Source organism: Syntrophorhabdaceae bacterium (assembly GCA_028698615.1).
Classification (GTDB): Bacteria; Desulfobacterota; Syntrophorhabdia; order Syntrophorhabdales; family Syntrophorhabdaceae; genus Delta-02.
Genome location: JAQVWF010000071.1, coordinates 1 through 5,819, shown reverse-complemented (window position 1 = coordinate 5,819; position 5,819 = coordinate 1). Strand labels below are relative to the sequence as shown.

5 protein-coding genes are annotated in these 5,819 nt (G+C 56.1%); all 5 read right to left on the bottom strand.

The features are described 5' to 3' along the window. Positions 1-884 (bottom strand): 4Fe-4S binding protein (locus tag PHC90_13685; protein ID MDD3847395.1); only part of this gene is annotated, 884 nt, incomplete at its 3' end. 9 nt (positions 885-893) lie between these two features. Next, on the bottom strand, positions 894-1,529 hold the full coding sequence (locus PHC90_13680; protein ID MDD3847394.1) for a sulfite exporter TauE/SafE family protein: 636 nt from the start codon (positions 1,527-1,529) through the stop codon (positions 894-896). Continuing rightward, entirely contained in the window at positions 1,529-2,782 is a 1,254-nt protein-coding gene (locus PHC90_13675) for an MFS transporter (protein ID MDD3847393.1), read from the bottom strand. Before PHC90_13675 ends, PHC90_13680 begins: the two co-directional genes overlap by 1 nt. 161 nt (positions 2,783-2,943) lie before the next feature. Then, positions 2,944-4,176 carry an endonuclease Q family protein gene (locus tag PHC90_13670; GenBank protein ID MDD3847392.1) on the bottom strand — a complete coding sequence of 411 codons (1,233 nt, stop codon included), beginning with the start codon at positions 4,174-4,176 and terminating at the stop codon, positions 2,944-2,946. A gap of 122 nt (positions 4,177-4,298) precedes the next feature. Further along, a complete protein-coding gene (locus tag PHC90_13665) occupies positions 4,299-5,627 on the bottom strand; it encodes an amidophosphoribosyltransferase (GenBank protein MDD3847391.1) in 1,329 nt (442 codons plus the stop codon). Between the last annotated feature and the right edge of the window lie 192 nt (positions 5,628-5,819).

Genomic DNA, 5,819 nt, shown 5'->3' with positions numbered 1-5,819 from the left:
TTCACGCAGAGGTCCTTGTCCACGCGCACCTCAAAGGGGCTTATCTTGTTCGTGAAAGACTGGAAGGCTCCGAAGGGGCAGAAAAGCCCGCACTGGATCCGCCTCTTCGTGAGAACGGGTAGTATTACGACAAGGCCCGCAAAAAGCGAGAGGAATATGATCATCTGGAGGAGCGTCTTGACCGATGTGACCTGCACATATTCAGTGACGGTCTTGTAGGGGCAAAGCCACTCGCAGTATGTTGGCGAAAGCATGGCCGCCGACGTGAGGACGACGGCGAGAAGGACGGCGAAGGATAGGTAATGCCACTTTTCCCCGATGTTCCTGATGAGAGGCTTTTTCAGGATCCGCGAAAAACCGTCGTCCCATCCGCCCAGAAAACATCCCCACCCGCAAAAACCCCTGCCCAGGGAAAGCGCCGCCCCGATCCAGATGATGAACATGCTGGCGATCGCCGCGTAGACCCCGGTCATGGTCCCCGGGAAGATGATGGTTCTCGTCAGTGCCATGGGAATGATCGTCATGGGGATGACGATATGGCAGAAGGGGGTCCTGCATTCCAGCATTTCCGATTCGCTCAAGGCCATGCTTCCCCGTACCTCTACGTAATGGGAAATGAAGGAGATGACAAAGGCGGCCGCGAAGACCACAAAAAGGATCGCCCGCCATCGGTCCGTGCGGCCTGTTCTGAGCATGAGGAAGAAAAGGGTGTTGATAAAGACGAAGACTGCGAAAAAGGCGAAAAGATGCCGCGCGTCATGAGGAACCTTTCCGCCGGAGAGTATGATAAAGGTTACGAACATCATGGGCAGGGCGGTAAGAGCGGCCCTCAGATTTGTCATTGATTCGCTGTGTTCGTTGGGGGCGGCGGCACGGTTCGGCATGGTCTTCGACTATCTTATAGCACCAAGAAGGAGAACGAGGCCAGCATAAAAATAATAGATGCCGACGATCCCGGCGGCAAGCTTCCCGACGGTTGACAGAATGCCGAGCCGCTTCAAGGAACCGATGAGCGGAAAAGGGAGAAAAAAGACAGATGTGCCGCAAAAGAAGAGCATGAAGAAGACGACACTGCCCATAAGGCTTGTCTTATCGACGGCAGCCGCAAAAGCGATCAAAAAGGGCGGACAGAGGGTAAGCCCCGTCAGAAGGCCGAGGACCGCCGGAGCGAGGGGCGGCCACAGCCGGACCGCACGGGACAGAAGCCGATCTGAACGCCGGGCCGCACAGAGCGTCGAGTCCGGCCTCTGCCGGAACCCGTAGAGCACAAGGAGAACGGAGAGTATGATATAGGAAGATCCAACGAGGCCATTGCGTGCGGAAGGGGAGCCTGAAAGAGAGGCCTGGAATGCGAAGGCAATGATGGAAAAGGCGAGGTAACCCGCCAGGCGCCCCAGGAGGAAACGAGCTACGATGCTTGCATTTGCAATGATGCCGGAACGTTCTCCGATGAGATAGGGGACCAGGACGGGGGCGCAGTAGCCGATGCAGGCGACGCCGTTCGAAAGTCCGAGAAAAAAGGCATCCATTAAGCTTTCTTTTTGATCCCTGCCGCCAGCAGGATGCTTATACCTATGGAAGTTGCCCCGACTGCGAAGGCGGTGAAGTAGGAGTGGGTTATGTCAAAGGAAAAGCCGGCGAGGAGCGGTCCGGATGAGCCGCCTATCGTGGCGCCGAGCAGCGAGATGCCGAAGAGGGAGCCCATCGCCTTCACGCCGAAGAGCTCGACGGTGGCCAGGGGGAAGACGGAAGCGAGGCCGCCGTAACCGAAACCGAAGACGACAACGAACATCCAAAGCTGCCACTGGGAGCTGCCGAAGAAAGGGAGGAGCATGGTGAAGCACTGGCATGAGAGGATTATGATAAAGGAGCGTTTTATTCCCCAGCGCTCCGTGAGAACCCCGAGGGAGAGCCTGCCCGCAACACTCATTGCACCCACCGATCCCATCATGGTCGCCGCCGTGGTCACGTTTGTCCCCTCATCGGTGGCGTAAGGCACGAAATGGGCCATGATGATCCCGACCCCGATCATCCACAGGCCATGTATGGCGAAGATGAACCACATGTTCCTCGTTCTGAGGGCCTCGGCGACCGTCATTGAATGTTCCGGCATGGTGAGGTGATGCGCGCCGCCGTGAGGGTCCCCCTTCTCGCCATTCTTGTGCACAGCGGTAAGGGGCGCGAGCCCCATGTCCCGGGGATCTCCCCGGATGATCAGGGCCTCGATGATACAAACGGTCAATACGATCAACCCTACGACAAAGATGGCGACCCGCCAGCCGAACGACCGGATGAGATACTCCGACAGGGGCGAAAAGACGAGCGTGCCCATTCCCAGGCCGGAAACGAGAATTCCCATTGCCATCCCCTTGCGGTGAATGAACCACTTTGAAACGGTGGCAGCCGTAGGGGCGTAGCAGGTGCCGACCCCGATCCCCACCGCAAGGCCCCACGTCAGGTAGAGGATTCCCGTGTGATGGCAAAAGGCCGTAAGAAAACAGCCGACAGCCATGATGGAACCCCCGGTGGCGATCACCTTTCGGGGTCCGTACCTGTCCGAGAGCCATCCCATGGCTATGGAGGAGAGGCCGTATACAATGAAGGCCACGGAGAGAATGCCCGACAGAACCGCTCGCGAGCTTTCGAACTCATCTATCCATGATTTGAAGAAGACACTGAAGGAATAGATGGTGCCGAATCCGGTACATGTTCCCAACGCGGCGGCAAAGACTATGATCCAACCGTAGAAGACTTTCCCTGTTCCGGGAATCCTGTTTTTCACATTAACCCCAACAAACACCATCACGCGTTCGCATGACATTTGAAGCGGATGGTGACATCATTCCTGCACCTGACAGCATTGTTACCATAACATGACAGACATTCCCGGGAAAAGAAAAACATGGCGTTAATAAAAGGGAAAGACCCACCCCGCGCCTGGTTTCAAGCCTCCGCTATCGTGATCTTGCCGTATTCGCCATCGTAGCCGGGTTCGATCTCCACGCTGCCGGCACGTACCCGTTCGATGGCCCGGGCGATAGCGGGATGCCCCGCGCCTGCTATCTCATTGAAGGTGGCGTTCATGAGTATGGCCAGTTCGTTGCCGAGCTTCTCGAGAAGGTCGAAGTAGGGCTTATCCACCTTCTTTGTCCGGACACCCGCCTTCAGCGTGTGGGCGATGATCTCTTTCAGGGAGATAAAGGAATGGAACAGCTTCGCGCCGGCGGGTGTGAAACCGGGCCGTCTGTCGGCCAGGGCCTCAACGCGGTTAAGGACGCCGAGGGTCACCTTCTTACCGCAGGCCGGGCAGCGATAACCCGCCTCGAGGGCCTCTTTCGGCGCCATTCTCGTCTTGCAGGGGCGGTGGCCGTCGTAATGGTATTTGCCTTCCTCGGGAAAGAACTCGATGGTTCCCTCGAAGCCTTCCCTGGTCCTGATGGCCCGGGCTATGGCATCGAAGGAAAGATCGGCGTCGAAGATATTTGCCTCTCTTCCGATCTTCTGCGGGGAATGGGCATCGGAGTTGGATATGAGGGTGAGCCCGTCGAGGGCCGAGACGCGCCAGTTCATCGGAGGATCGGAGGAAAGGCCCGTTTCGACGGCGTGGATATGGGGGGTAAGCTCCTCGAAGCATTCCTCCAGGGAATTGAAACCCGAAGCGGCACCGAGGACGGAGAAATGGGGTGTCCAGACGTGGGCCGGTATGAAGAGACCCCCGGGGCACTCGTCAATGACCATCGCAAGGAGCCTCTTTGCGTCGAGGCCAAGGATGGGTCTCCCGTCGGACGAGATGTTCCCAATCCTGGAGAGCCTTCCCTGGAGGCGCAGGGCGCTCTCCATGTCATTGAAGAGGACAATGCAGTGGACCTTCCGGGTCCTGCCGTTCTTACTGTAGATGCAGCTTATCTCGGTGCTGATAAGGAAGAACACCTCTGATGCACAGGACCGGGGTATTGTGTTGTCCTCAAATTCTTCGCGCAGCACAAAAAGACCATTGCCGGCATGGTCGAGTTTGCGCGACATCTCCTTGAACCACCCAGGATGCGCGGCATCCCCCGTGCCGATGACGGTCACCCCCTTGAGCTGAGCCCACCTCCAGAGCGTTTCCGGGGCCATGTCCGGGCTTGTGGCTATGGAATAGTGGGAATGAATATGAAGGTCGGCAATGAATCGCATGGATGTCCTTTCGGCGCCATACGATACCATTGAAAGGGGGTATTTTCAAGCCGGTCTGGAAGGAGGCCCCCATCCCCAGGCCTCCCGGTCGGCCAAAATGGTCAACGCAAGACCGGACTCTTTCAAACCGAAAAAGGGTATTCTCCGGTAAAGCAGGCATCGCAGAATTGTGTACCCATCAGCTCTCTCAGTTCTTCGGTCTTCAGATATCTGAAAGTGTCTGCGCCTATCAATTTTCTCAGTTGCTCGTCAGTCCGGTTTTCGGCCAATAACTCCCCGGGCTTGGCCATTGCCATTCCCATTAGACAGGGAAAGCGTGGGGGCGGTGCTGTCAAACGCATATGAATCTTCGTTGCCCCCGCCTCACGCAATTTCGGGATCAAGACCATGGCCGTTGAACCCCGGACTAAAAGGGAATCGATCAGAAATACTTCTTTCCCTTTCACCAGTTCCCCATTGACCTGAAACTTTTTTTCAGCCTGGCCGAACCTGTCTTTTTCTTTGGAGATCACAAATACTCTGCCGATCTCGCCCACGGTGCTTATGGCCACCTTAAAGGGGATTCCCGTGGTGTCATGAAAACCCAGGCCGGCAGGAATGGCAGCTCGCGGAATGGGAACAACAATGTCAGCTTTTTCAGCCTCTGTTTTTGCCAGCTTTACGCCGATCTTCTCCCTGAACTCATAACAGCTTCTCGAAAAAACCTGGCTGGCCGGAGAGGCGTAATCAAGACATTCAACGATGCAGGGGTGAGGATCGGGGGACGCAAAGGAAATGTGTCTTATGTCCTTTCCATCGAGAACCACCATTTGACCTGGTTCGACATCACCTATCCACTCAAACTGACCGTGAAAAGCGCATGTTTCAGAGGCTATTGCCCACGCATAATCGCCATCCTCACCTCTTCTGGCGATGGAAAGAGGTCTAAACCCGAAGGGGTCCCGGGCGGCGATCAGGCTCCCGTTATGGAGAATTATGACGCTGAAGGCCGCCTGCCGGCCCAGAAATCTCAGCGTCTTCTCGACTTTTTCAAGCAAGTCCGCGCCTTCCATTCGGGCAATCTTTTGCAGGATCACCTCGGTATCCGTCTCTGTCTGGAAGAGACCGCCGAGTTCCTCCACCAACCGTTTGTACCCGGGAATATGACCATTATGGACGACAGCGATCTTTTCCTTCTTGAAGCTTCCGACTATGGGCTGGCTATTTCTCACGTTTGTTTCTCCCGCAGTGGGATAGCGGACCTGGCCAATTGCCACCGATCCAAAATAGGATCGACTTAAGGGGGGAGACTGGAAAACTGATCCCAACCCCCGCGCCTCCGAGAAAGAACCGTCCCTCAGACCTGAAACAATACCCCAACTTTCTTGTCCCCTGTGGGAGAGATTCTCGAGGCCGGACCTCACTTCGACAAACGCATTGCCCCTGCCGATAAACCCGAAGATTCCACTCATGATACCTCCTAAGTTCTTACAGCCCCCAACCATCCGGACCGACACGGTTTGACCGGGTGCACCCCTATTGCACCACCTCCACCTCTGCCTGACCGCCAGGACCCCGTTGTATGAATTGTTAAGAATCTTCCCCGCGCCGCGTAGTTATCCTAATTCTCTCCGTATTCCTGTAGATATGCAATAACAAAACTG